Consider the following 22,323-nt stretch of genomic DNA (forward strand, 5'->3'; position numbering starts at 1 on the left):
CCAAGTGGGCTCCCGAGGCGTCCACTTGACGCGTACTCATCTAATCTGAGCGCGTTCCGCCGACCACGGGGCACTGTCACGACCAGGGGGAGTCAGATCGGCATGAGCGGCGAGAAGGGCAAGCGCGACAAGGGCGGCAGCGGCATGGAGCCGCTCGCCGTCGGCGATCCGCGGCTGATCGGGCCGTACCGGCTCCTCGGCCGGCTCGGCTCCGGCGGCATGGGCCGGGTGTTCCTGGCCCGGTCCGAGGGCGGGCGGACCGTGGCCGTGAAGGTCGTGCACGAGGAGCACGCCCAGGACCCCCAGTTCCGGGCGCGCTTCCGGCGCGAGATCGAGGCGGTACGGAAGGTCGGCGAGCACTTCACCGCGCCGGTCCTCGATGCCGACCCCGAGGCCGAACGCCCCTGGGTGGCCACCGGGTTCGTCCCCGGGCCCTCCCTGGAGCAGGTCGTACGGGAACACGGCCCGCTGCCCGCCGACTCGCTCCTCGCGCTCGCCGGCGGCCTGCTGCGCGCGCTCCAGGGCATCCACGGCGCCGGGATCCTGCACCGGGACCTCAAGCCGTCCAACGTGATGCTCACCGTCGAGGGCCCCAAGGTCATCGACTTCGGCATCGCGCGCGCCCTGGAGCCCTCCATCGAGTCGCTGCTCACCAGCACCGGCATGGTGGTGGGCTCCCCCGGGTTCATGGCGCCCGAGCAGGTCCGGGGCGAGTCCCTGGGCCCGGCCGCCGACGTCTTCGCCCTCGGCTGCGTCCTCATGTACGCGGCCACCGGCCGCCTGCCCTTCGGCCACGGGGCCAGCAACCAGCACGCGATCATGTTCCAGATCGTGGAGGCCGAACCGGAGCTCGACCGGATCGCGTCCGAGCCGCTGCGCGCCTTCATCGCCCGCTGCCTGATCAAGGACCCGGCGGGGCGCCCCGGGGTCGACGCCCTACTCGAAGACGCCGCCTTGACGGGTGGGGACGGGGAGGGTGGGGAAGGCGGGGAAGGTGGGGAGAGCGGTGCGGCCGGGACCGCCGGGGAAGGCGCTCCCGGAGCCGCCACGCCCCCCACACCCCCCAAGCCCACCCCCGCCCCCTGGGAAGACGCCCTGGCCGGCGGTGCCTGGCTCCCGCCCGTGCTCGTCGCGCGCCTCGCCCGGCAGGCCGCCCGGCTGCTCGATGTCGAGGCGCTGTCCGAGGAGCTGGCCCAGGAGGCCCGGGAGGCGCGGGAGGCGGCTGCCGGGGGGTCCGACACCGGGACGCTCGGGCTGCGGCCCCAGGCCGGTGCCGACGCGACTCCCGCGACGCCCGCGACCCCGGTCGCCCCCGCCGCCCGCGAGCCGCGTCGTTCCTCCCGGGTGTGGGCCGTCGTGGCCGCCGTCTTCGTCGTCCTCGGCATCAGTGGGACCGTCGTCCGGCTCATCGACAACGACCCCGCCACGCGTGACGTCCAGGGTGCGCCCGGCACGAGCAGCACCGCGCCCCCGGCGACCGCCTCGGCGGGCCCGTCGAGCGGGGCCCCGTCGGCGGGGCCGAGCAGTGGCGGGCCGGCGCCGACGAAGGCCGTGCCTCCGCCGGGTGTCGCCGACACGGCCGGCGGCGCGGCGGGTGCGGCGGGCGCCGGCGCGGGCGGGGCCGTCGGTGGCGGCTCGGTCTCCGGCGGCGGCGGGGCCGTGGGCGGCGGCTCCGTCTCCGGAGGGGCGGGCGGGGCCGTCGGTGGCGGGTCCTCGACCACCAGCTCCGGCGGTGGGGGCGGAGGCGGCGCCACGACCAGGCCGCCCGCCACCACCACCGCCCCCAAGCCGAAGCCCCCGGCCACCACCGACAACCGCGTCCCGTCGGCCTTCGTCGGCACGTGGAAGTACACGGCGCAGTTCAACATCGACCAGCCGGGGACCGTGTACATCTACCGGGTCGCCCCCGGCCAGATCGCCGCCAAGATGGTCAGCGACTCGCAGAGCGGGTTCCACTGCGAGTACGTGACGAAGCTGGTCTCGATCTCCGACGGCGGCAGCCGTATCAACCTGGGGACCGGGATCATCGACCGGGCCCGCTCGCACAGCCTCTGCCAGAACACCGACCCTTCCTACTTCGCACTCGCCACTCCGACGGGTCTGCGGCATGACGTGGGACCCTCGCACGGCGAGGGCTACCACTACGAGAGGGCCAGCTGAGGAAACGTTTCCGATAGCAATATGCTGGGTCCGCTCACGTCGGTATGCCGTGCATCTGCACGCCGTACACCGGTACTTGGAACCACACGGGGGTCTTGTGTCATTCGACGACGAATGGGCCGGCATCAGGTCGGCCGCGCATGAGGATCGGGCGGCGATGCAGCTCGCCCACGTCGACATCGACGGCGACGGCGGCTCCGTCCAGAGCGGCGATCTGAGAGTCGAGCAGACGGATCTGGCGGCCGTCGGGGACGCCGCCTTCAAGCTGCACACGCGTCTCGGCACGGAGGGCGACCACGCGAAGGCCAGCACGCGGGAGGCCGGCGCCGCGATGAAGGCGGACTTCGCGCTCGGCCCGGCCCTCACGACGGTGGCCGACAAGTGGAACGAGCAGGTGAACACGCTGCTCGACGCGTGCGCGCACATCTCGAACCACCTGGAGTACTCGAAGAAGACGCACGCGGAGGACGAGCACTGGATCGCCACCCGCTTCAAGTACGAGCAGCTCGACAAGGGCTTCGAGGAGAGGGCGGGCCACTGATGGACCTCGACGCACTCAGGTTCGCCGACTTCTCGAAGCTGGGCACCTCCGCCGGCGACTGGGACGCCATGGCGAAGAAGCTGTGGGAGCTGGAGTCGGACGCCCGCGACAACCTCGGCGGGAAGGCGCAGAAGGCCGACTGGAAGGGCGTGAACGCCACCGTCACGCGGGAGTTCATCGGCAAGACGGCCAAGGAGTTCGCGGACGCCGCCACCCAGGCGACGAGCATCGCCAACATCCTCCGCGACACCCACGGCGAGCTGGACGGCTACAAGAAGCAGCTGAACGAGACGATCAGCGCGGCCCTGACGCGGAACCTGACGGTGGTGGGGACCGGCGACGGCGGCTTCACCGTCACCATGAACATCCACCCCGACCGGGCCGCCAAGGGCACCACGGTGCCGGAGCACACCGAGGCCGACGCGATCAACCTGCGCAACGAGGTGCAGAAGATCCTCCAGGGCGCGACGGAGAGCGACTCCACCGCCGCCCAGGCGCTCACGATGCTGGTCAGCCAGACCCCGTACGGCTTCTCGGACGCCGCCTACTACGACCGGGACCGGGCCGCGCAGGCGATGAAGGACGCGGAGCGGATCGCGAACCTGCTGAAGACCAAGGGCGACGACCTGTCCCCCGAGGAGTTCGACCAGCTCAACAAGGATCTCGCCGCCTACAAGGACGACCGGCTCTTCCAGGAGAAGCTGGCCACCACCCTCGGCCCGCGCGGCGTCCTCGACTTCTGGGCGGACCTGTCCGACGGTTCGGACGGCGGCAGCCTCCAGCGGGCGCGCCTCAAGGAGCTGGGCGACTTCCAGCAGAACCTGTCCCTGGTCCTGGCCGGCGCGACCCAGTCGGACAGCCCCGCGATGCGCACGTGGGAGGACGACATGGTGAAGCTGGGCGAGGAGCGCGTCAAGACCCGGGGCGCCAACGTCTACGGCTACCAGCTCATGAGCAACCTGATGCGCACCGGCAACTGGGACGACCGCTTCCTCAACGCCTACGGCAACGCGCTCGTCGCGACCGAGAAGAAGATGAAGCTGCCCGACCACTACTGGAACGCGGGCATGCCGCCGACGCCGAAGATGAACTTCATCGGCGAGGACTTCGGCCGCGACCCGATGACCGGCTTCATGAAGGGGCTGGCCGCCAGCCCGGACGCGGCCACCGAGTTCTTCAACGCGACCCAGCCTGACGACAACGCCAAGTACGTCCTCGGCGACCGGCGCACCTTCGACGACACCCCGCTGAACCACAAGGACGGCAACTCGGCCTGGGACGCCACCGGCGCCGCCCTGGCCGCCGCCGCCACCGGCATGAACCCGAACGACCCGACCGCCCCGCAGGTCGACCTCACCCCGGAGCACCGCCAGGTCCTGGACCGCTCCCTGGAGTACCTGTCGGCGCGCGGCGACGACATGCCCTCGGAGATGCGCGACGACATGGCGAAGGTCCTCTCCCGCCACAGCGACGTCGTGCACCACTCGGCGAGCTCGCTCTCGGACGACGCGGCGGACCCGCGCCAGCTCGACCGCAAGCAGCTCCTGGAGGTCACGAAGCAGATCTCCCGCGACCAGGACTCCTACGGCGTACTGAACGACGCCATGAACCGGGAGATCCTCAACGACATCCACACGGACCACCCGAGCGACCCGAAGGAGACCCTCCAGCGCGGCGGCGCCACCATCGGCTTCCTCGAAGAGGCCCGCTACCAGGCCCTGAAGACCGACAAGGAGGACCCGTCCTGGAACGCGAAGTGGCTGTACCACGGCTTCGGCGGGGCGGCGAACTTCATCCCGGTGGTCGGTGACGCGGCCCAGCGCGGCATCGACGCCCTCGCCTACCAGTGGCAGCTGGACGAGCAGGCCCGCATCGAGAAGGGCATCCAGGAGCAGAACGGCAAGACGTTCGACTTCCGGGAGAACCAGCTGCGGGCCCTGTCGCAGGAGTGGGCGAAGGCCAACCCCGGCGGCGCCAACAACGCGTACACCCTGGAGAACGAGATCAACCTGTCCGCCCTGAACGGCAACAGCCGCGCCAAGGGCCTGGCGGGCGACCAGTGAGGCGGGGCGCGCTGACGGCCCTCGTGGTGGCCGGCGTCCTGGCGGCGGCGGGCTGTTCGAAGGGGGCGGATAAGGCGCAGCCGCAGATTCCGACCTCGCTGTGCGGGGTCACCGTCGACCCAGACGTCCTCCGGCCGGTCCTGGTGCCGGGCGACGCGGTGGCCACCTCTGGTGCGAACAGCCGTTGCGGGGTGCAGGTGGACGGCAAGAGCATCCTGAGCCTGCAGAGCGCGCCGTACCCGGCAAGCAAGGACTACCGGGCCACGTGGGACTGGCAGATGCCGCACGGCACACCGGTGAGCATCGGGGACGAGGGCCGGGCCGTCGACACGTTCGTGAGCGCCGCGCGGAAGTGCAAGGTGGGCGCGGAGAACCGGATCTTCGTCGCCTCGGTGGAACGCTTCTCCACGCAGGGCGGTGACGCGGCGGCCCGCAAGGAGGCGCTGACCCGCTTCATGGCCGCGTACTTCCCCGCCGCGCAGAAGGCGGCGGGCTGCACGGCCTGAGCCGCCGGCCGGGCGCCGTTCGGGTGAATTCCGCCCGTCCGGCGCCGGTCGGGGCCGGGCCGCGCGGCGCCGGACCGGAAGTCTGGCCCCATGAAAAGCGCCGACCTGCTCCTTGACGCGTTCGCCCGGATCCAGGAGACCGTGCACGAGGCCGTCGAGGGCCTGTCGGAGGACGATCTGGCCGTACGGGTCGACGCCGACGCCAACTCGATCGCCTGGCTCGTGTGGCACCTGACCCGCATCCAGGACGACCACATCGCCGACGCCTTCGGTACGGAACAGATCTGGCACAGCGAGGGCTGGGCCACCCGCTTCGGCCTGCCCTTCCCCGAACCGGACACCGGCTACGGCCACACCCGTGAGCAGGTCGCCGCCGTCCACGCCCCCGGGACCCTGCTCCTCGCCTACTACGACGCGGTCCACGCCCACACCCTCGCCCACGTCGGCTCCCTCACCAACGCCGAACTCGGCCGGATCGTCGACACCCGCTGGGACCCGCCGGTGACCCTGGGCGTCCGGCTGATCAGCGTGATCACGGACGACAACCAGCACGCGGGACAGGCGGCGTACGTACGCGGGATGGTGGAGCGGCGCTGACGGCGCGCGCCCTCCCGCCGGGCGTCTCTCCCCGGCCGGCCGGACACCACGAGGGCGGTGTCCGGCCGTTGGTACGCCGTCAGTCGTCGCGCGGGGCTCCGACCGTGCCCATCAGGGCCTGGACGGCCTCGACCGCGCTGCCGTCGTGGTCGCTGCCGACGGTGCCGCTGCTGCCGTACTGGAAGTTGGCGGCCCGGTCGACCTCCAGGACCGAGTCGGCCTGGGAGTTGTCGATGACGGTGACCAGGCTGCCGCCCGCGGCGGCGGGCGCGGCGGCCGCCGCCAGGAGGACGGCGGCCAGGCCGAGCACCTTGGCCGGGCGTGCCCCGCACTGCCGGGGGATCACACGCCCACCCGCTCGGGGGCGTCGTGGTGGCGGGCGATGTTCCGCTCCAGGAGCCGGGTCGAGGCGGCGACGCCGACGCCGTCGGCCGCGTCGAAGGTGGGGAGCCGCCCGTCGGCCCGCTTCAGTTCGGAGAGGGCCGAGTCCATGGCCTGGTGGGCAGCGAAGAGGCAGGGGGTGCTGTAGATCGCCACGTCGACGCCCAGGTCGGTCAGCTCGCCGAGGGAGAGCCGGGGGGACTTGCCGCCGGCGATCTGGTTGAAGAGCAGCGGCTTGTCGCCGACGACCTCGCGGATGCGCTGGATCCACTCCACGCTCCGTACGCCGTCGACGAGGACGACGTCCGCGTCGGTCGCGGCGAGGCTCTTCGCCCGGAGCAGGATGTCCTCCTCCTCCGTGGCGTCCGTACGGGCCACCACGACCATGTCCCGCCGGGTGGCCAGCACCATCTCCAGCTTGGCCAGGTACTCGTCCAGCGGCAGCACCTGCTTCCCGTCCGCGTGGCCGCACCGCCGGGGCCGCTTCTGGTCCTCCAGGATGATCCCGGACGCCCCGATCCGCTCCAGCCGCTCGACGACGTGGCAGGCCACCTCGGGGTCGACGTAGCCGTCGTCGATGTCCACCAGCAGGTGCTGGTTCGGGAACGCGCCGCGCAGCCGCTCCACGAAGGCGACCATGTCCGGCCACGCGATGAACCCGATGTCCGGCAGCCCGTAGTACGAGGCGGCGAAGCCGAACCCGGACACGAACATCCCGTCGTAGTGGTCGGCGGCGACCGACGCGGAGTACATGTCGTACACGCCGATCAGAGGCGTCGTCCCGGGGGCGGCGATCTGTTGGCGCAGTCGGTTTCCGTAGCTGGTCAACGTCTGACTCCTGGTCATCTCGGGGAATCGGAAGGAGCGTGGGGCGCCACAACACGACACGGCGCCCCTTTGCCAAAACCAGATGATTTCCTGAGAGTTCGCGGACGATCGCCATAGGAGCGCTTTACTCACTCTCCAGGCGTAGCGCATTCACCAGAGAAACGTCACCGCCGCCGTCTCAGGTGCCGACCGTCGCCCACACCGTCTTGCCGACGCTGCGGGTCTTCACTCCCCACGCCGTGGCGAGCGCGCCGACGAGGAGCAGGCCGTAGCCGCCCTCGTCCGGGGACGGGTCGGGGGCGGGCTCGCGTTCGGCGCGGGTGTCCGACACCTCGATACGGACGTGGTCGCCGGCCAGCGACAGGCGCAGCTCGAAGTCGCGGCCCGGCACCCGCCCGTGCCGCACGGCATTGCTCGCCAGCTCCGCCACCACCAGCTCCGCCGCGTCCGTCGCCGTCATCCCCCAGTCGCGCAACTGCTGCACCGCCAGCAGACGCGCCAAGCGTGCGCCCCGGAGCGTCGACGACAGGCGTTGCGTGAACTCGCCACCCGACTCACCGGAAGGGGTGGTCGGTGAGGTCATTTCCGTCTTCATGACCCCGAGCCTGGGGCGTCGGCCGTACGCTGACCAGGGGCTTCACCACGACGCTGAGTAGCGGTACGAGCACGCCAAAGGGCGGTACGGATGTCGGGGAACGAAGAGGAGCGGCCGGAAAGGCCCTCCGAAGTCGACGGTACGGCGCACCTGTTCAGGGCGCTGGGCAAAATCATCAAGGTGCTGCGCAAGAACGCGGGCCTGAGCCAGGCGGAGCTCGCCGACGCGACGCACTGTAGCGAGGACCTGGTCTCGTCGGTAGAGCGCGGGGTGCGGACGCCGCAGCCGGACTTCCTGATCCGGGCGGATCCGGTGTTGGGAGCGGGCGGGATTCTGATCGCGGCCGTGGACGACGTACGGGAGGCGTTGGCGCGGGCGCGCGTACGACATCCGGACTGGTTCAGGGACTTCGCCGACGAGGAGGCGAAGGCTGTGGCGCTGCACTACTACGAGGTGCAGGCCATCCCGGGCCTTTTGCAGACACGGCCCTACGCGGAGGCCGTGTTCCGCCACCGTCGCCCGCTGTACGACGAGGTGACCCTAGAGAAGCGCATCTCCGACCGAATCTCCCGGCAGACGATCTTCGACAAGTGGCCGGCCCCGACGATGAGTTTCGTCATCGAGGAGAGCGTCTTGCGTCGGCCGTTGTGCGGCCGGGACGCGTTCCGTGAGCAACTGCGCCGTCTGACCGAGGTCGCCCAGCTGCGGACCGTACACCTCCAGATCCTGCCTTTCAGCTGCCAGGAACACCCTGGCCTGGAGGGCGCGTTCACCCTCCTCACGCCCAAGGGGCGACGGGAAGTCGCGTACATCGAGAGCTACAGTCACGCCCGGCTGATCACCGACCCGGAAGAGGTACGCATGTACGCCGAGCGCTATGGGATCATCCGGGCACAGGCACTCACGCCTCACGAGTCCCTGGACTTGATCGAGAAGATGCTGGGAGAGCTATGAGCACCGCGGATCTGACCTGGTTCAAGAGCAGCTACAGCAGCGGCGAGGGCGGCGAGTGCATCGAAGTCGCCTACGACTGGCGCAAGTCCAGCTACAGCGGCGGCGAAGGCGGCAACTGCGTCGAGGTAGCCGCTCACCCCACCACCATCCACGTCCGCGACTCCAAGAACCCCCACGGCCCCCAGCTCGCCGTGACCCCCGCGTCCTGGTCCGCGTTCGTGGTCGTAGCATCTGGCGCGTGACCAGCAAGGACTTCGTTCTCTTCGACGTCGACGGCACCCTGATGGACGCCGTCGCCAACCAGCGGCGCGTCTGGCATGCCTGGGCCGCGCGGTACGGGCTCGACGGGGACGAGGTGTACGCCGTCGCGCTGCGGACGCGGCCGGTCGAGACGTTCGCGGCCGTGGCGCCCGGGGAGGACCCGGAGGCGTGCCTCGCCCTCCTGCACGCGCTGGAGGACGAGGACGTGCGGACGGGGACGTACGCGGCGTTCGACGGGGCGGCCGACCTGCTCGCCGCCCTGCCGGAGGGCCGGTGGGGCCTGGTGACGTCGAACTACGCGCACCGGGTGCGCGGGCGGTTCGAGCGGACCGGGCTGCCGGTGCCGGAGCTGCTGGTGGACGCGGCCTCGGTGGGCGAAGGCAAGCCGTCGCCCGTGCCGTACCTGCGGGCCGCCGAGATCCTGGGCGCGGACCCGGCCGACTGTCTGGTGATCGAGGACGCCCCGTCGGGCGTACGGTCCGGGCGGGCGGCCGGGATGACGGTCTGGACCGTGAACACCCCGGCTCCGGCGGAGGGTTCGCAGCGGCACTTCGCGACGCTCGCCGAGGCCGCGCCGGAGATCCTGGCGCGGGCGGGCGTCAGGCCCTGACGGTCGCCGCGTCGATGACCTCGTCCAGGACGTCACGGGAGCGGACGAGGTCGAGGATCATGCGGTCGATGCGGTCGCGTTCGACGATCAGTTCGTCGACCAGCTCGCCGGTGGTGCGCTCGGTCGGGCCGCCGTCGACGTCCCGCATGCACGGGAGCAGGACGGCGATCTTCTTGCTGCTGAGGCCCGCCGCGTACAGGGCCTGGATGCGGATGACGCGGTCGACGGCCCAGTCGCCGTAGGCGCGGTGGCCGCCGGGGGTGCGCTCGGAGCGCAGGAGGCCCTGCTGCTCGTAGTAGCGCAGGGAGCGCTCGCTCACCCCGGCCCGTCGTGCCAGCTCGCCGATCCTCATGTGCCGCCCCCGTACACGTCGTTCACGCTTGAATCTGACATTGATGTCAGGATCTACGGTACCGGCATGACGCAGAACACGAGCGGATCCCGCCTCTTCGAAGCCACCCACCTCGGCCCCCTCCCCCTCGCCAACCGGCTGGTCATGGCGCCGCTGACGCGGAACCGCGCGGCGGCCGACGGGGTCCCGACGCCGCTGATGGCCACGTACTACGCGCAGCGCGCCACGGCCGGTCTGATCATCGCGGAGGCGACGACGCCGAGCGCCGTCGGCCAGACGTACGCGCACATCCCCGCCCTGTACACGGACGCCCATGTGGCGGGGTGGCGGCGGGTGACCGACGCCGTACGGGACGCGGGCGGGCGGATGTTCGTGCAGTTGCAGCACGGCGGGCGGGTCGGGCACCCCGACACGAGCGGGGCCGTGCCGGTCGCGCCGTCGGCGGTCGCGCTGCCCGAGCCCATCCACACCGCCGACGGGCCGCAGCCGGCCGTCGAGCCGCGCGAGCTGACCGTGGACGGGATCCGGGCGACCGTGGCGGACTTCGCCGCCGCCGCGCGGCGGGCCGTCGACGCGGGCTTCGAGGGGGTGGAGGTGCACGCGGCCAACGGCTACCTGCTGCACCAGTTCCTGGCGAAGAACACGAACCTGCGGACGGACGGGTACGGCGGCACGGTCGAGAACCGCATCCGTTTCGCGGTGGAGGTCGTGGCGGCGGTCGCCGAGGCGATCGGCCCGGAGCGGGTCGGGGTGCGGGTCTCCCCCGGGGTCGGCGTCAACGGCATCGAGGAGGGCGACACCGAGGAGCTGTACCCGGCGCTCGTCGCCGCCCTCGCGGAGCGGGAACTCGCGTACCTGCACGTGGTGTTCGCAGATCCGGAGCAGCGCCTGTTCCAGGAGATCCGGAAGATCTGGCCGGGGACGCTGATCGCCAACCCCGTGCTCGGGTTCGGCGGCCCCCTGCCGGCCGACGGCGGCCGGGCGGCGGGTGAGCGGCTGCTGGCCGCCGGGGCGGACCTGGTCTCCCTCGGGCGTTCCTTCCTCGCCAACCCGGACCTGGTGGGCCGGATGCGCGCGGGGGCTCCGCTGAACGCCGTACGGGAGCAGTTCCTGATGTACACGGGCGGGGCGGCCGGGTACACCGACTACCCGGCCTGGGACGCGGACGCGGAGCCGAAAAGTCCGACTAGTGTGACCAATTAGCTCGTTCGTGCAAGATGTGCCCAATCCGTCGTAAGGGTGGGCGAAGTACCTGGATGATCTTGGCCGAGGTGCCTCCGCCCGGCGTCACGTTCGGCCCCGGGCGTCTTCCACGATCCCGGAGGATCCATGCGTCACCCTGTCTCCCGCCTGCGCACGCGCGTGCTGGCCGTGGGGCTCGCCCTGGCGGCGTCCGCTCTCTCGCTCTCGGGTTCCGCCGGTGCGGCTGATCAGTACGAGTGGGCCGCGCTGGGCGACTCGTACACCGCCGGCGGGTTCGTCGGGGACCCGCTGCCCCCGCTCGGCGACCCCACGCGGGACGGCTGTGACCGCACCACCAACGCCTACCCGGACGTCATCGACCGGGAGTTCGACGAGTTCCCGCCCGGCAAGCTGGTCCACCTGACCAACGTCAGCTGCGGCAACGCCACCATCGCCGACATCGCCGAGGCCAAGCAGACGCCGATCAGCCCGGTCCAGCCGCCCACCGGAGGCTGGCCCGCGGTGGACCCGCAGATCCAGCGGGCGAAGCTCAACGAGCAGACCGACATCGTCACCATCGGCATCGGCGGCAACAGCCTGCCGTTCGGCGGCATGCTCCTCAAGTGCCTCGAACGGGGCGCGACGATCGGCAAGACCTGTCGTGAGTACTACACCAGTCCTCCCGAGGGGGAGGAGAGCATCCAGGACAAGCTGGCCCGCGTCCAGGACGAGTACGTCCAGATGCTGGCCAAGGTGCACGAGGCCGCGCCCAACGCGAAGGTGATCACCGTCGGCTATCCGGCCGTCCTGCCGGAGGAGGGCAATGCCTGCAACCGCCTCTCCCTCACCGAGGTGGGCGGTATCAAGCACGCCGACATCGACTGGTTGCGTGAGCACGTCCTGAAGGAGCTGAACAGCACGATCCAGCGGGTCTCGTCGTTCTTCGGCGACCGCTACGTGGACGTCTACTCCTCCAGCGTGGGCCACGACGCCTGCCAGCCCGCCGGCACCAAGTGGGTCGAGGGAATCTGCGGCGACGCCGAGGACTACTGGCCCGCCAAGCTGGCCGGCACCCTGCTGAACTGCGCTCCCATCAACAAGCGCGTCACCCTCGTCCACCCCAACGCGGAGGGCTACGCCAACACCGCCGCCCACGTGGAGCGCGCCATCCGGATCGCCCTCCTCGAACGCTGACCGCTCAGCCGCGGCCCCCGGGGGCGGTGCGGAGGTGGGCGAGCAGCCCCGCCGCGCCGTCCTCGGCCGCGATCCCCCGGGCGAGTTCCGCCGCGCGCCGGCGGTGGGAGGGCTCGCTCACGGCGGCCGTGATCGCGTCGGCGAGGCGGGCGGCGGTGAGCTCCCCGAACGGGACCGGGCGGGGCGCGACGCCGAGTTCGTGCAGCCGGTTCGCCCAGAACGGCTGGTCGGCCATGACGGGGACCGGCACGGCCGGCACCCCCGCCCGCAGCGCGGCCCCCGTCGTCCCGGCGCCCGCGTGGTGGACGACGGCGGCGGTGCGCGGGAACAGCCAGTCGTGCGGGACGTCGCCGAGGGGCAGGACGTCCGGCCCGAAGCCGCTCAGCCCGGCCCAGCCCGCCTGCACCACCGCGCGGACGCCCGCCTTCCGTACCGCCTCCGCGACCAGCCCGCCGAGCCGCTCCCCCTCGCCGGGCAGCATGCTGCCGAAACCGAGGAAGACCGGGGGCGGGCCGGAGGCGAGGAAGTCGGCGAGGTCGGCCGGGGGCCGCCAGCCGTCGGGGCGGGCGGGCCACCAGTAGCCCGACACCTCGACACCGGACGGCCAGTCGTCCGGGCGGGGCAGGACCAGCGGGCTATAGCCGTGGAAGACCGGCCGGAGACCCCCGATCGCGGGCGCCTTCTCCGGCAGCCCGAGCCGGGCGCGCAGTCGCCGCACGGACCCCGCGAACACCCCTTCCGCCCGCCGCAGCACGTCCTGCCCGGCCGCGAGGTTGTCCTGCGGCCCGCCGTCCCCCGTGTTCCGGGCGTTGGGGAGCGGGAAGCGGGTCGTGGCGAACGACGGGGTGAGGTAGGTGCCGACGACGGGGATGCCGTACGCCTCGCCGGCCGCCCACGCGAGCGCCGCCGGGCCGAAGGCGGTGAGCAGCAGGTCCGTGTCCCCGCCCGCGACGGCCCCCGCCACACCGTCGGCGAGCCCGTCCGCGTACGCCCTGGTCAGCGCCTGCACCTCGTCCCGCGAGGCCGCCCGCGACCAGTTCCGGATCAGCTGCTCCGGGTCGCCCGGCATGGCCCGGAAGCCGAGCCCGCAGCCGCCGACCAGCCCCTCGAAGGAGGCGTGCGCGACGACGGTGACCTCGTGTCCGGCGTCTTTGAGGCGTCGGCCGAGGCCGGTGAAGGGGGCGACGTCGCCCCGGGAGCCGGCGGTGATGATCGCGATGCGCATGGCGGCGATTCTGCCCGTGCGGCCGGGCCGCCGCCTTCGCTTTCGCCTTCGCCTCAGCTCAGCCGCGTGTCCGCGTACACACCCATCGCGTCGCGCTGGTACGCGGCGAGCCCGGCCGCGATCCGGTCGAAGTTCTCCCGGAACCTCGGGTCCTCCACGTACATCGCCGCCATGCCCTTGTACGCCTCCGCCGTCGGCTTCCAGAAACGGCTCACGTTCCGGTAGTGGGCGTCGACCTCCGCCTGCACGGCCGGGTCGTCCACGGGCGTCCCGGCGGCCATGAACTCCGCGAAGCGGATCATCTGCGCGGTGACCTCGCGCTGCCAGCGCTCGATCTCCGCCTCGGTCATCCCCTCCGACGCCTGCCGGGACTCCTCCCAGGCCTCGGGCCAGCGCTCCTGCACCTCCGCGTCCATCTCGGGGTCGGGCTCGAAGCCCTCGAAGAGGTTCTCGGGCCGGTTGATCTGCGCCATGGGGGCGTCCCCTTCCAGTTCGGTGATCGTGCGGGCGACCGTCCGGGCGAGAGTGCCGAGACGGGCGCGTTCCGCGAGCAGCCGCTCGTGGTGCTCGCGGAGGACCGCCACCCGGTCGACCTGGCTGTCCAGGACCGCGCGGATCTCCTTCAGGCCCAGGCCGAGCTCCCGCATGAGCAGGATCTGCTGGAGTCGCAGCAGATCCTCCCGCTCGTAGTGGCGATGCCCGTTGGAACCGATCCACGCGGCCGGCAGCAGGCCGATCTCGTCGTAGTGGCGCAGGGTCCGGGAGGTCACTCCGGACAGGCGGGCCACGTCCGCGATCGACCAGGCCATGGTGGTGTCCTTCCGCCGCCGGGGCCGGTGTCTCCGGCCCCCACACCACGACCGTAGGAGTTGACGCTGCGGCAAGCGCAAGCGCGGCTGCTCCTCCGGGCCGCCGGGTTCGGCGCCCCGACCGTTCCGGGCACGGTTTGTCGGGTCCGGGGACACTGGTCCTTCCTACGGTGGAGACGTCAACAGGGAAGGACACCCCCCACGTGCTGGACCGGCTGAACCAGGCGCTCGACCACATCGAGACGCGGCTCGACCGCGAGCTCGACGTCGCCGAGGCGGCGCGGATCGCGACGACGTCGGAGTACCACTTCCGGCGTCTTTTCTCGGCGCTCGCCGGGATGCCGCTCTCCGTGTACGTACGGCGCCGGCGCATGACGCTGGCCGGGGCCGAGGTGCTGGACGGGAAGCGGACGCTGCTCGACGTCGCGGTGCGGTACGGCTACGGCTCCGGGGAGGCGTTCGCGCGGGCGTTCCGGTCGGTGCACGGGATCGGACCGGGCGAGGCCCGGCGCACCGGCGCGACGCTCACGGCGCAGCCGCGGATGTCCTTCCGAGTCGTCGTCGAAGGGAGTAGCACCATGAGGTATCGGATCGTGGAGAAGGACGCGTTCCGGGTGGTCGGCAGGAAGGCCCGGGTCCCGCTCGTCCACGAGGGGGTGAACCCGGCGATCGCCGCGCACGTGGAGAGCATCGGGCAGGCGGCGATCGAGCGGATGAAGGAGCTGTCCGACCAGGACCCGGACGGCGTCCTGTCGGTGGTGGAGCACCTGACCGACAGCCGGGAGGAGGGCGCCGAGCTGGACTTCTGGCTCGGCGTGGCCAGCGGCGCGGAGACCGTCCCGGACGACCTCGAAACACTGCCCCTGGCCGCCGGGACGTGGGCCGTCTTCGAGAACCACGGCCCCTACCCGCAGGCCCTCCAGGAACTGTGGCGGGACATCTTCACCCAGTGGTTCCCGTCCAACCCGTACGAGAGCCGTCCGGGCCCGGAAATCCTCCGGACCCGCCCGACCCCGGACGGCACGGAGTCGGAGTCGCAGCTGTGGATCCCGGTGGCGCGGCTCAGCGGGAGCGCCGGGGTCTGAACACCGGGATCCGGAGGTCGCCTTCCGGGCGGAAGGCGACCTCCAGGGCCATGTCCACGTGGAGGTCGGCCTCCGGGCAGTCGACGATCTCCGTCATCATGCGGGGGCCCTCCGCGAGGTCGACGACCGCCGCCACGTACGGGACGCGGTCGCCGAAGGGCGGGAGGTCGTTGCGGTGGACGACGGACCAGGTGTAGAGGGTCGCGTGGCCCGGGGACGGGCGCCATTCGACGGACTCGCTCCAGCAGTGGGGGCAGAACTCGCGCGGGTAGTGGTGGGCGCGGTCGCACGCGGTGCAGTGGCGCAGGAGGAGGCGGCCTTCGGCTGCGGCGTCCCAGTAGGTGCGGGTGAAGGCGTCGACATCCGGGGTGGCCGTCATCAGAAGAGTCCGATCGCGTGGTCGAGGGACCAGGTCTGCCAGGACACGGCGAAGAGGGCGACCAGGGAGATCAGCGCCATCATCGCGTTCTGCCCCTGCTCGGCCCAGTCGTGGATCATCAGGGCGAGGTAGAGGAGGTTGAGGAGCAGGCCGCCGACGAGGGCGACCGGGGTGAGGAAGCCGGTGACCAGGCCGAGGCCCAGGGCCAGTTCGGCGTAGACGACCACGTACGCCATCAGCTTGGGGTGGGGGGCGACGACGGCGTCGAAGCCCTTCTTCACGGGGGGCCACCTGTGCTTGCCCGCCACGTCCGCCGCCCAGGCGATGCCGGTGCCCCGCTCGAACCAGCCCTTCTTGTCCTTGTGCCGCCAGCTCTCCAGCCACCACAGGCCGAGGCCGATGCGGAGGACGGCGAGCCATTCGGCGCCCGTGAGCCAGATCGATCGCATGTGCCCCGCCGTCCTTCGGGAGGAAGTGAAATCTGACAGGCCGTCAGTTCAGCGGATCGGGTCGGGTCTTCGCAAGACCTCTGCACGCGTGATCGATTCGCAACCGAACCCCCTCTTGACCGAGACCCATCGCGTGTACGCGTCATTACGCTCAGCGTTCATGACCACCCCCCCGAGCCACCCCGTCTACGTCATCGGCGGCGGACCCGGCGGACTCGCCGTCGCCGCCGCCCTGCGCGAGCAGGGCGTGCGGGCCGTCGTCCTGGAGAAGTCGGACGCCGTCGGCGCCTCCTGGCGCCGCCACTACGACCGGCTGCGGCTGCACACCACCCGCCGGCTCTCCGCCCTGCCCGGCCTGAGGATCCCCCGCTCCTTCGGGCGCTGGGTGGCCCGCGCGGACGTGGTCCGGTACCTGGAGAAGTACGCCGAGGTGCTCGACCTGGAGATCGTGACCGGCGTCGAGGTCGACCGGGTCGAGAAGGGGGCGCAGGACGGGGAGTGGATCCTGCACGCCACCGGGGGGCGGCGGCTCGTCGGCTCCGCCGTCGTCGTCGCCACCGGCTTCAACCACACGCCCCGCGTACCGGACTGGCCCGGCCTCGGCACGTACCGCCGCGAGAAGGACCTCGTCCACGCGAGCGCCTACCGCAACCCGCTCCCGTACGAGGGCCGGGACGTCCTCGTCGTCGGCGTCGGCAACACCGGCGCCGAGATCGCGGCGGACCTCGCGGAGGGCGGCGCCGCCCGCGTGCGGCTCGCCGTGCGCACCGCCCCGTACATCGTCCGGCGCTCCACCGCCGGCTGGGCCAGCCAGCGCAACGGCATCCTCGTGCGGCGCCTCCCGGTGGGCCTGGTCGACCGGGTCACGGGACTGCTCGGGCGGTTCATGACCGCCGACCTCTCCGCGTACGGGATACCCCGGCCCCAGGGCGGGCTCTACTCCCGGGTCGGCCAGGGCGCGATCCCGGTCCAGGACGTCGGGCTGGTCGCCGCCGTCAAGGCGGGGAAGGTGGAACCGGTCGCCGCCGTGGACTCCTTCGACGGGGACGCGGTCGTACTCGCCGACGGTTCACGGATCACCCCGGACGCGGTGATCGCCGCCACCGGGTACGAACGGGCCCTGGAACCGCTGCTCGGACACCTCGGCGTGCTCGACGCGCGCGGGCGGCCGGTCGCGCGGGGGGCGAAGTGCCCGGAGGGGGCGCCGGGGCTCTACTTCACGGGGTTCACGAATCCGATCAGCGGCATGTTCCGGGAGATGGCGAAGGACGCCGAACGGATCGCGCGGCGGATCGCCAGGACCGGGAAGCGGGGGGCGCGGATCGCGCGGACGGGCGGGTAGCGGGGGCCCGCCCTGGCGCGCTCGGATCGCGCCGGCGGTCGGGTAGGCGGCGCCCACCCCCCTTCACCGCGCGCACGGTCGCGGGCCGGCCGCGTCAGGTCGTCGCTGCACGGCCATTCCTGACTCCCCGTCAGTTCTGTAATCTGACTATGCGTCAGGGATGAGGTAACGGACGGGCGGAGCTACCACGATGCTTGGATCGACTCACGGCACCTTCACCACGGACCTCCGCGCACGCGTCGTCGCCTGCGGCGAGCAGCCCACCCGGGTCGCGGTGCACGGCGTCACCGCCGTCGAGGGCGACAGGGACGTCAGCGGGCGGCCCCTGCACGCGCCCGTGCCCGAGCTCGACCGGTTCTTCCGGCCCGAGGTGGTGGCCGTCGTCGGCGCGTCCGACACCGAGGGGCGGCCCAACACCGGGATCACCCGCCAGCTCCTCGACTGGGCCGGGCGGGTCGGCGCCCGGGTGGTGCCGGTGCACCCGACCCGCACCTCCGTGTTCGGCATCGACTGCGTCCCCTCCGTCGCCGAACTCGGCACGCTCGGCGTCAACGTCGACCTCGCCGTACTCCTGGTTGCCGACCCGCTGCCGGTCGTCGAGCAACTGGCCGAGGCCAAGGTCCGGTTCGCCGTCGCCTTCGCGTCCGGCTTCGCCGAGACCGGCGAGGAAGGCGCCGCCGCACAGGAACGCCTCGCCGCCGCCGTCGGACGCTCGGGCCTGCGCCTCCTCGGCCCCAACACCAACCTCAACGCCTTCGAGCGCTTCCGCGAGGACCTGGACGGCCCCGCCGTCGCCCTCATCACCCAGTCCGGACACCAGGGCCGGCCCGTCTTCACCATGCAGGAGCTGGGCGTCCGGCTCTCCCACTGGGCACCCACCGGCAACGAGGCCGACCTGGAGACCGCCGACTTCCTCTCGTACTTCGCGCACCGGCCCGAGGTCGGCGCCATCGCCTGTTACGTGGAAGGGCTCAAGGACGGGCGTTCCTTCCTGCTCGCCGCCGACCAGGCCGCCCGGCGCGGGGTGCCCGTCGTCGCCGTCAAGGTCGGCCGCACCGAGGCCGGAGCCCGGATGGCCGCCTCCCACACCGGCAAGCTGACCGGCGCGGACAAGGTCGTCGACGCGGCCATGCGCCAGTTCGGCGTCATCCGGGTCGACGGGCTCGACCAGCTCCAGGACACCGCCGCCCTGCTCGCCCGCGCCCGCAAGCCGGTCGCGGACGGCGTCGTCGTCTACTCGATCTCCGGCGGCACCGGCGCCCACTTCTCCGACCTGGCGACGGCCGCCGGACTCACCCTGCCGACCCTGTCCGAGGCGAAGCAGGACGAGCTGCACCAGTGGATCCCCGACTACCTGAGCGTCGCCAACCCCGTCGACAACGGCGGGCACCCGGTCGGCGACTGGCGCGGCCGGAAGATCATCGACGCGATCCTCGCCGACCCCGAGGTCGGGGTGCTGATCTGTCCCATCACCGGGCCCTTCCCGCCGATGAGCGACAAACTGGCGCAGGACCTGGTGGACGCGGCCGAGGCGACCGACAAGCTGGTCTGCGTGGTGTGGGGCTCGCCCGTCGGCACCGAGGACGCCTACCGCACCACCCTCCTCGGCTCCTCGCGGGTCGCCACCTTCCGCACCTTCTCCAACTGCATCGGCGCCGTGAAGGCCTACCTCGACCACCACCGCTTCACCACCGGCTACCGCTCCCCCTTCGACGAGGCCCCGCGCACCCCGTCCCCCTCCTTCCGCAAGGCGCAGGCCCTGCTGCGGCCCGGCCACCGGCTGAGCGAACACGCGGCGAAGCAACTGCTGCGGGCGTACGGGATCCGGGTGCCGCGCGAGCAGTTGGTGACCAGCGCGGCGGCGGCCGTACGGGCGGCCGGCCTGGTCGGCTACCCGGTCGTCATGAAGGCCTCGGGCCCCCAGCTCGCCCACAAGACGGAGCTGGGCCTGGTGAAGGTCGGGCTCACCTCGGCGAGCCAGATCCGCGACACGTACCGCGAACTCACCGACATCGCCCGCTACGAGGGCATCGACCTCGACGGGGTCCTCGTCTGCCAGATGGTGCCGCACGGGGTCGAGATGGTGGTCGGCGTGACCCACGACCAGCTCTTCGGACCGACCGTCACCGTCGGACTCGGCGGCGTCCTGGTCGAGGTCCTGAACGACGCCGCCGTACGGGTGCCGCCCTTCGGCGAACGGGAAGCCCGGGACATGCTCGGCGAACTGCGCGGGCGGGCCCTCCTCGACGGGGTACGGGGAGCGCCGCCGGCCGACGTGGACGCGCTGGTCGAAGTCGTGCTGCGGGTGCAGCGCATGGCCCTCGAACTGGACGGCGACCTCGCCGAGTTGGACATCAACCCGTTGATGGTGCTGCCGCGGGGGCAGGGCGCCGTGGCCCTGGACGCGCTCGCGGTGTGCCGGTAGTCGCCCTCCGGAGGGAAAAGCATGTCGGACGTCCTGCACGCCGTCGAGAACGGCGTCTCGTGGATCACGCTCAACCGGCCCGAGGCGATGAACGCGGTCACCTGGGACCAGCGGGAACGGATCATCGCGCTCCTCGCGGACGCGTCCGCCGACCCGGCCGTCCGCGCGGTGGTGATCACGGCCACCGGCCGCGGCTTCTGCGCGGGCGCCGACCTGCGGGGCGGGCCGTCCGCGTCCGGGGATCGCGTACAGGGCGACGTGGCGCGCATGATCCGCGGGGGCGCCCAGCGCTTCATCGCGGCCGTCATGGACTGCGAGAAGCCGGTCATCGCGGCGGTCAACGGGACGGCCGCCGGGATCGGGGCACACCTGGCGTTCGCGTGCGACCTGGTGCTGGCCGCCGAGTCGGCGAAGTTCGTGGAGGTGTTCGCCCGGCGCGGGATCGTGCCCGACGGGGGCGGGGCGTACCTGCTGACGCGGCTGATCGGCCCGCAACGGGCGAAGGAGCTGATGTTCTTCGGCGACGCCGTCCCGGCGGCGGAGGCGCGGGCGCTGGGCCTGGTCAACCGGGTGGTGCCGGCGGAGGAGCTGGAGAAGACGGCCCGCGAGTGGGCCGAACGCCTGGCCCAGGGCCCGACCCGGGCCCTGGCCCTGACCAAGCGCCTGGTGAACGCGTCCCTGGACAACGACCGGGCATCCGCCTTCGCGGCGGAGGCCGACGCCCAGGAGCTGTGCATGACCACGCGGGACGCGCAGGAGGGGGTGGCGGCGTTCGTGGAACGCCGGACGCCGACGTACGAGGGGCGGTGAGGCCCGGGGGCGGTGAGGCCGGGGCGGATCCCTAACTGCGGTTGCGGGCACGGCAGGAGGCGTCATCCTGGAAGAGGGGCCAGGAGACGCCGCCATGAGCATCCTCACTTTCCGTGCCGTCCGGTTCGCGTTGGCCGCGCTGCTCGCCCTGGCGGGTGCGCTGGTGGCACCGGCGACCGCGGCACCGGACACGGCGCCCGCTCCCACCGCCACCGTCCAGGTCGGTGACTCCCCGTACGGCATCACGATGGCGCCGGACGGCCGGCACGCCTACGTCGTCGTCACCGGAACGGGCCGGATCGCGGTGATCGACACGAGCACCAGGACGGTGGTCGGCGGCTTCGGCGTCAGCAAAGACGCCGGCGACGTGGCCATCACCCCCGACGGGCGTCACGCCTACGTCACCGACGACACGTCGTTCTCCGTCAACGGAGCGGTGAACGTCTACAGCACGTCGACCGGGAAGAGGACCGGCACCATCGGCGTCGGCGAGGTCCCGTCCCGCATCGCGATCACCCCCGACGGCCGGCACGCCTACGTCGCCGACACGTGGTCGGGCTCGGTGGCAGTGATCGACACGGCCACCGGCACGCGTACGCAGGAGATCAAGCTCGGCAGCAACCCCGTCGACCTGGCGATCTCGCCGGACGGCCGGCGCGTCTACGTCGCCGGCTTCGCGAACCCCGGCTCCCTGTCGGTGATCGACACGGCCACCGGCGAGGTCGTCGGCCGGTACGACATCGACAACCTCCCCACCGGGCTCGCGGTGACACCCGACGGTCGGCACCTCTACGTCACGGACCGGTCGGGCACGGTCCACGTCGTCGACGCCGCGACCGGCAAGGCGACCGGCAGCCCCGTCACCGTGGGCGAGGGGCCGGCGGCCGTCGTGGTGAGCCACGACGGGCGGCGTGCCTACGTCGTCAACGAGCAGTCGGACAGCGTGTCCGTGATCGACACCCGTACGAACGCCGTGGTCGACACCATCCCCACCGGCACCGGCACCGGCCCGAGCCGCATCGCGCTGACGCCCGACGGCCACCACGCCTACGTCACGCTCTATTACAGCGACGGCGTCCAGGTGCTCGACTTCTGATCCCGACCGTCCGATCCCGACCGTCCGATCCCGACTGCCTGATCCCGACCGTCTCATCCCGACTGCCTGATCCCGACCCCCGCCGCGGGATCTACGCGACCGCGCCCGCCACGCCCGTACGCCCGTCCGGGACGCCCGCGATCGTGACGACGACCTGACTCCGTACGCCCTCGCCGAGCACTCCGGCGAGGGCGTCGGTCGTGGCGGCGACGAGGCGGGCGGGGGCGTCGGGGACCTCCGCGAGGTGGTAGGCGGCCTCGCGCATGCTGAGGGTGACGTGCGGTCCGTGCGCGTCGCTCAGGACGCCGCCGACGCCCCGGCGGCGCTGCGGGACACCGATCAGGTCGACGCCGACGAGACGGGCGAAACCGGCGCCGAAGACGGAGCCGACGGCGTCGGTGAGCGCGCGGATCAGGGGGGCCTCGACGGTGCCGTCGAGGGTCTCCTCACGGATGTGCAGGGTGAAGTGCGGCATGGCG

24 protein-coding genes are annotated in these 22,323 nt (G+C 72.2%); 15 read left to right on the forward strand and 9 right to left on the reverse strand.

All coding sequences use genetic code 11. The features are described from left to right. The first annotated feature begins 102 nt into the window (after positions 1 to 102). The 5 genes from ACZ3ZE_RS17430 to ACZ3ZE_RS17450 all read left to right on the forward strand — a co-directional run bounded on the left by ACZ3ZE_RS17430 (position 103) and on the right by ACZ3ZE_RS17450 (position 5,867). Positions 103 to 2,160 carry a serine/threonine protein kinase gene (locus ACZ3ZE_RS17430; RefSeq protein WP_467259594.1) on the forward strand — a complete coding sequence of 686 codons (2,058 nt, stop codon included), beginning with the start codon at positions 103 to 105 and terminating at the stop codon, positions 2,158 to 2,160. Between the two features lie 157 nt (positions 2,161 to 2,317). After that, positions 2,318 to 2,701: a hypothetical protein gene (locus tag ACZ3ZE_RS17435; protein WP_361165683.1), complete on the forward strand. Its 384-nt coding sequence runs from the start codon at positions 2,318 to 2,320 to the stop codon at positions 2,699 to 2,701. Beyond that, entirely contained in the window at positions 2,701 to 4,764 is a 2,064-nt protein-coding gene (locus tag ACZ3ZE_RS17440; RefSeq protein ID WP_361165681.1) for a hypothetical protein, read from the forward strand. Before ACZ3ZE_RS17435 ends, ACZ3ZE_RS17440 begins: the two co-directional genes overlap by 1 nt. Continuing rightward, a complete protein-coding gene (locus ACZ3ZE_RS17445; RefSeq protein ID WP_361165678.1) occupies positions 4,761 to 5,270 on the forward strand; it encodes a hypothetical protein in 510 nt (169 codons plus the stop codon). Before ACZ3ZE_RS17440 ends, ACZ3ZE_RS17445 begins: the two co-directional genes overlap by 4 nt. Positions 5,271 to 5,360: 90 nt before the next feature. Beyond that, entirely contained in the window at positions 5,361 to 5,867 is a 507-nt protein-coding gene (locus tag ACZ3ZE_RS17450; RefSeq protein WP_363291413.1) for a mycothiol transferase, read from the forward strand. 79 nt (positions 5,868 to 5,946) lie between these two features. On the opposite strand, the gene ACZ3ZE_RS17455 is transcribed toward ACZ3ZE_RS17450, so the two are convergent. The 3 genes from ACZ3ZE_RS17455 to ACZ3ZE_RS17465 form a co-directional block, all read right to left on the reverse strand. Continuing rightward, positions 5,947 to 6,213 (reverse strand): hypothetical protein, encoded by a 267-nt coding sequence (locus ACZ3ZE_RS17455; protein ID WP_361165672.1) that lies wholly within the window; start codon positions 6,211 to 6,213, stop codon positions 5,947 to 5,949. Then, positions 6,210 to 7,076 carry an isocitrate lyase/PEP mutase family protein gene (locus tag ACZ3ZE_RS17460; protein ID WP_361165669.1) on the reverse strand — a complete coding sequence of 289 codons (867 nt, stop codon included), beginning with the start codon at positions 7,074 to 7,076 and terminating at the stop codon, positions 6,210 to 6,212. The genes ACZ3ZE_RS17455 and ACZ3ZE_RS17460 overlap by 4 nt, the downstream gene beginning before the upstream one ends. 178 nt (positions 7,077 to 7,254) lie before the next feature. Further along, positions 7,255 to 7,671, reverse strand: coding sequence for an ATP-binding protein (locus ACZ3ZE_RS17465; RefSeq protein WP_361165666.1), 417 nt, complete (start codon positions 7,669 to 7,671; stop codon positions 7,255 to 7,257). 90 nt (positions 7,672 to 7,761) lie between these two features. On the opposite strand from ACZ3ZE_RS17465, the gene ACZ3ZE_RS17470 reads away from it, so the two are divergent. From ACZ3ZE_RS17470 to ACZ3ZE_RS17480, 3 genes are read left to right on the forward strand one after another with little or no spacing between them, the layout of a single operon-like run. Then, on the forward strand, positions 7,762 to 8,625 hold the full coding sequence (locus tag ACZ3ZE_RS17470; RefSeq protein WP_361165664.1) for a helix-turn-helix domain-containing protein: 864 nt from the start codon (positions 7,762 to 7,764) through the stop codon (positions 8,623 to 8,625). Next, positions 8,622 to 8,867: a DUF397 domain-containing protein gene (locus tag ACZ3ZE_RS17475; RefSeq protein WP_467259596.1), complete on the forward strand. Its 246-nt coding sequence runs from the start codon at positions 8,622 to 8,624 to the stop codon at positions 8,865 to 8,867. The genes ACZ3ZE_RS17470 and ACZ3ZE_RS17475 overlap by 4 nt, the downstream gene beginning before the upstream one ends. Continuing rightward, on the forward strand, positions 8,864 to 9,496 hold the full coding sequence (locus ACZ3ZE_RS17480; RefSeq protein WP_467259599.1) for an HAD-IA family hydrolase: 633 nt from the start codon (positions 8,864 to 8,866) through the stop codon (positions 9,494 to 9,496). The genes ACZ3ZE_RS17475 and ACZ3ZE_RS17480 overlap by 4 nt, the downstream gene beginning before the upstream one ends. Here the strand turns inward: ACZ3ZE_RS17480 and ACZ3ZE_RS17485 are convergent. Then, a complete protein-coding gene (locus ACZ3ZE_RS17485) occupies positions 9,486 to 9,848 on the reverse strand; it encodes a MerR family transcriptional regulator (protein WP_361165655.1) in 363 nt (120 codons plus the stop codon). The two genes, ACZ3ZE_RS17480 and ACZ3ZE_RS17485, sit on opposite strands and share 11 nt — an antisense overlap. A 66-nt stretch (positions 9,849 to 9,914) precedes the next feature. Between ACZ3ZE_RS17485 and ACZ3ZE_RS17490 the strand changes: the two genes are divergently transcribed. Continuing rightward, entirely contained in the window at positions 9,915 to 11,051 is a 1,137-nt protein-coding gene (locus ACZ3ZE_RS17490) for an alkene reductase (protein WP_467259601.1), read from the forward strand. 126 nt (positions 11,052 to 11,177) lie between these two features. Continuing rightward, the gene (locus tag ACZ3ZE_RS17495; protein WP_467259603.1) at positions 11,178 to 12,224 is read left to right on the forward strand and encodes an SGNH/GDSL hydrolase family protein; all 1,047 of its coding nucleotides are present in this window, start codon (positions 11,178 to 11,180) and stop codon (positions 12,222 to 12,224) included. Between the two features lie 4 nt (positions 12,225 to 12,228). Here the strand turns inward: ACZ3ZE_RS17495 and ACZ3ZE_RS17500 are convergent, their stop codons facing one another. Both ACZ3ZE_RS17500 and ACZ3ZE_RS17505 read right to left on the reverse strand, forming a co-directional pair. Then, the gene (locus ACZ3ZE_RS17500; protein WP_363291420.1) at positions 12,229 to 13,449 is read right to left on the reverse strand and encodes a glycosyltransferase; all 1,221 of its coding nucleotides are present in this window, start codon (positions 13,447 to 13,449) and stop codon (positions 12,229 to 12,231) included. Between the two features lie 53 nt (positions 13,450 to 13,502). Continuing rightward, complete coding sequence (locus ACZ3ZE_RS17505) at positions 13,503 to 14,258, reverse strand: MerR family transcriptional regulator (RefSeq protein WP_361165643.1); 756 nt, start codon at positions 14,256 to 14,258, stop codon at positions 13,503 to 13,505. Between the two features lie 203 nt (positions 14,259 to 14,461). On the opposite strand from ACZ3ZE_RS17505, the gene ACZ3ZE_RS17510 reads away from it, so the two are divergent. Next, on the forward strand, positions 14,462 to 15,343 hold the full coding sequence (locus tag ACZ3ZE_RS17510; RefSeq protein ID WP_361165640.1) for an AraC family transcriptional regulator: 882 nt from the start codon (positions 14,462 to 14,464) through the stop codon (positions 15,341 to 15,343). On the opposite strand, the gene ACZ3ZE_RS17515 is transcribed toward ACZ3ZE_RS17510, so the two are convergent. Together ACZ3ZE_RS17515 and ACZ3ZE_RS17520 are read right to left on the reverse strand one after the other, a co-directional pair. Continuing rightward, the gene (locus ACZ3ZE_RS17515) at positions 15,321 to 15,722 is read right to left on the reverse strand and encodes a Zn-ribbon domain-containing OB-fold protein (protein ID WP_361165637.1); all 402 of its coding nucleotides are present in this window, start codon (positions 15,720 to 15,722) and stop codon (positions 15,321 to 15,323) included. The two genes, ACZ3ZE_RS17510 and ACZ3ZE_RS17515, sit on opposite strands and share 23 nt — an antisense overlap. Continuing rightward, positions 15,722 to 16,171, reverse strand: a complete 450-nt coding sequence (locus ACZ3ZE_RS17520) for a DoxX family membrane protein (RefSeq protein ID WP_361165634.1) — start codon at positions 16,169 to 16,171, stop codon at positions 15,722 to 15,724. The genes ACZ3ZE_RS17515 and ACZ3ZE_RS17520 overlap by 1 nt, the downstream gene beginning before the upstream one ends. A 160-nt stretch (positions 16,172 to 16,331) precedes the next feature. Here ACZ3ZE_RS17520 and ACZ3ZE_RS17525 point away from each other — a divergent pair, with 160 nt between their 5' ends. The 4 genes from ACZ3ZE_RS17525 to ACZ3ZE_RS17540 all read left to right on the forward strand — a co-directional run bounded on the left by ACZ3ZE_RS17525 (position 16,332) and on the right by ACZ3ZE_RS17540 (position 21,844). Continuing rightward, entirely contained in the window at positions 16,332 to 17,513 is a 1,182-nt protein-coding gene (locus ACZ3ZE_RS17525) for a flavin-containing monooxygenase (RefSeq protein ID WP_467259606.1), read from the forward strand. Positions 17,514 to 17,703: 190 nt separating this feature from the next. After that, positions 17,704 to 19,938 (forward strand): acetate--CoA ligase family protein, encoded by a 2,235-nt coding sequence (locus ACZ3ZE_RS17530; RefSeq protein ID WP_467259608.1) that lies wholly within the window; start codon positions 17,704 to 17,706, stop codon positions 19,936 to 19,938. Between the two features lie 21 nt (positions 19,939 to 19,959). Then, entirely contained in the window at positions 19,960 to 20,748 is a 789-nt protein-coding gene (locus tag ACZ3ZE_RS17535) for an enoyl-CoA hydratase/isomerase family protein (protein WP_467259610.1), read from the forward strand. A gap of 94 nt (positions 20,749 to 20,842) precedes the next feature. Continuing rightward, positions 20,843 to 21,844, forward strand: coding sequence for a YncE family protein (locus tag ACZ3ZE_RS17540; RefSeq protein WP_467259613.1), 1,002 nt, complete (start codon positions 20,843 to 20,845; stop codon positions 21,842 to 21,844). Positions 21,845 to 21,935: 91 nt separating this feature from the next. Here the strand turns inward: ACZ3ZE_RS17540 and ACZ3ZE_RS17545 are convergent, their stop codons facing one another. Then, positions 21,936 to 22,319 carry a hypothetical protein gene (locus tag ACZ3ZE_RS17545; protein WP_361165619.1) on the reverse strand — a complete coding sequence of 128 codons (384 nt, stop codon included), beginning with the start codon at positions 22,317 to 22,319 and terminating at the stop codon, positions 21,936 to 21,938. Positions 22,320 to 22,323 lie beyond the last annotated feature (4 nt).

The sequence above is a fragment of the Streptomyces sp. NPDC023157 genome, from assembly GCF_055560575.1.

Bases quoted from the DNA above. Each gene is read 5' to 3' on its own strand.
- ACZ3ZE_RS17500 (WP_363291420.1), bottom strand. From the start codon at position 13,449: ATGCGCATCGCGATCATCACCGCCGGCTCCCGGGGCGACGTCGCCCCC.
- ACZ3ZE_RS17475 (WP_467259596.1), top strand. From the start codon at position 8,622: ATGAGCACCGCGGATCTGACCTGGTTCAAGAGCAGCTACAGCAGCGGC.
- ACZ3ZE_RS17515 (WP_361165637.1), bottom strand. From the start codon at position 15,722: ATGACGGCCACCCCGGATGTCGACGCCTTCACCCGCACCTACTGGGAC.
- ACZ3ZE_RS17450 (WP_363291413.1), top strand. From the start codon at position 5,361: ATGAAAAGCGCCGACCTGCTCCTTGACGCGTTCGCCCGGATCCAGGAG.
- ACZ3ZE_RS17490 (WP_467259601.1), top strand. From the start codon at position 9,915: ATGACGCAGAACACGAGCGGATCCCGCCTCTTCGAAGCCACCCACCTC.
- ACZ3ZE_RS17505 (WP_361165643.1), bottom strand. From the start codon at position 14,258: ATGGCCTGGTCGATCGCGGACGTGGCCCGCCTGTCCGGAGTGACCTCC.
- ACZ3ZE_RS17535 (WP_467259610.1), top strand. From the start codon at position 19,960: ATGTCGGACGTCCTGCACGCCGTCGAGAACGGCGTCTCGTGGATCACG.
- ACZ3ZE_RS17470 (WP_361165664.1), top strand. From the start codon at position 7,762: ATGTCGGGGAACGAAGAGGAGCGGCCGGAAAGGCCCTCCGAAGTCGAC.
- ACZ3ZE_RS17525 (WP_467259606.1), top strand. From the start codon at position 16,332: ATGACCACCCCCCCGAGCCACCCCGTCTACGTCATCGGCGGCGGACCC.
- ACZ3ZE_RS17520 (WP_361165634.1), bottom strand. From the start codon at position 16,171: ATGCGATCGATCTGGCTCACGGGCGCCGAATGGCTCGCCGTCCTCCGC.
- ACZ3ZE_RS17440 (WP_361165681.1), top strand. From the start codon at position 2,701: ATGGACCTCGACGCACTCAGGTTCGCCGACTTCTCGAAGCTGGGCACC.
- ACZ3ZE_RS17495 (WP_467259603.1), top strand. From the start codon at position 11,178: ATGCGTCACCCTGTCTCCCGCCTGCGCACGCGCGTGCTGGCCGTGGGG.
- ACZ3ZE_RS17435 (WP_361165683.1), top strand. From the start codon at position 2,318: ATGCAGCTCGCCCACGTCGACATCGACGGCGACGGCGGCTCCGTCCAG.
- ACZ3ZE_RS17465 (WP_361165666.1), bottom strand. From the start codon at position 7,671: ATGAAGACGGAAATGACCTCACCGACCACCCCTTCCGGTGAGTCGGGT.
- ACZ3ZE_RS17430 (WP_467259594.1), top strand. From the start codon at position 103: ATGAGCGGCGAGAAGGGCAAGCGCGACAAGGGCGGCAGCGGCATGGAG.
- ACZ3ZE_RS17530 (WP_467259608.1), top strand. From the start codon at position 17,704: ATGCTTGGATCGACTCACGGCACCTTCACCACGGACCTCCGCGCACGC.
- ACZ3ZE_RS17485 (WP_361165655.1), bottom strand. From the start codon at position 9,848: ATGAGGATCGGCGAGCTGGCACGACGGGCCGGGGTGAGCGAGCGCTCC.
- ACZ3ZE_RS17540 (WP_467259613.1), top strand. From the start codon at position 20,843: ATGAGCATCCTCACTTTCCGTGCCGTCCGGTTCGCGTTGGCCGCGCTG.
- ACZ3ZE_RS17545 (WP_361165619.1), bottom strand. From the start codon at position 22,319: ATGCCGCACTTCACCCTGCACATCCGTGAGGAGACCCTCGACGGCACC.